This window comes from Haloquadratum walsbyi J07HQW2 (assembly GCF_000415985.1).
GTDB classification, from domain to species: Archaea; Halobacteriota; Halobacteria; order Halobacteriales; family Haloferacaceae; genus Haloquadratum; species Haloquadratum walsbyi_B.
Genome location: NZ_KE356561.1, coordinates 504544 through 505776, shown reverse-complemented (window position 1 = coordinate 505776; position 1233 = coordinate 504544). Strand labels below are relative to the sequence as shown.

Below are 1233 nucleotides of genomic sequence, written 5' to 3'. Positions count from 1 at the left end.
GAATGCTCCATCTCACGGTGACGGGACGCAAGTTCCTCCGCATAATCTGCAATCGCGCGCGCTTCGCTTTCTATCTCGGTTAATCGCTCAAGATCATGTTCGTACCTACCCTCGGTCAGTTCAGTTGTGAGCGCAGTTACTGACCCGCGCATATCCGCGCGTATATCCTCTGTTTGTCGTTGTTCTAAATCGATAAATTCGCCCGGCACTTCCGTAGCGTCTGAGAAGTCCACCTCACCGACCCCGAGGAGGTTGGCATTAGAGAGAGTGGTGTCAGTAAGATCTGCGTCGGAAAGGTCCGCGCCAGAAAGGTTGGCGTAGGAGAGATCCGCGTCAGTGAGGTTCGCATCGGAGAAATTCACGTTAGAAAGATTGGCGGCGGGAAGGATAGCACCGGTAAGATCAGCATCTGTGAGGTCGGCACCCGTGAGGTCAGTGCTAAACAGCTTGGCGTCAGAGAGGTCAGCGCCCCTGAGATTAGCGTCAGTGAGGTCTGCGCCCGAGAGGTCGGTATTCGAGTGAATATCTGTTGGCGAGACCGTCTCGCTATTGGGAATCGAGAATTCGTCCTGAGTCATTATTTTGTGGATGTGGCTTTTTGGAGTACTTATGCTGAGTGAATTACCGTCTCATTAACACATAGCCACAGGCTGTGTTCAGTCGTCAAATAGCTAGCTGATCACCGACTCGGTGGTTCGTCTGCTTATACGGAGCTTTTCTTAATTGGAGCTATAGTCGCACAGGGTAGCTGAGTAATTTGTGCAGAGACAGTCCGATCTAACTGTTATCGAATGAATCTCACATGCCAGTATATTCACTTTCTGTCGAAGTGACCGGTTACCGGTGACTTTCCAGGCGCGAGCACGGGATTCTCGAGAAGACTGTATCACACTGATATGGATATTGACTTCTCAATCCTCGGTAACGTAGGGTGCGCCTGAAGCCGGGACAACTGGTCCAGACAACAAACCCTGACTCCCGAGAGGAGTCAGACAGATATTAGATGAATCGAGGGTGTCAGAGAATCAGTCTCAATCGAAAGCATAACCCACCAGATTGGAATGGTATTCGGACTGGGATACAGGATAGCCCCACGCCACGTATACAGCACTGGAGGAATCTCACTCTCGCCCGGTCACGATGCTTGCTTGATTCTGCTTTCGCGACGCGTTTATTATCCAGCCACCGACTCGACCGAAATCATACCGAAAACGCGAGGCACACAGAAGCATC

Annotated in this window: 1 protein-coding gene; it reads right to left on the bottom strand. The window is 51.3% G+C overall.

Going from position 1 to position 1233, the window contains the following annotated elements; translation table 11 throughout:
* Positions 1–578: pentapeptide repeat-containing protein (locus J07HQW2_RS17295; protein ID WP_021053677.1), on the bottom strand; the 578-nt coding region annotated here is incomplete at its 3' end.
* Positions 579–1233: the final 655 nt, after the last annotated feature.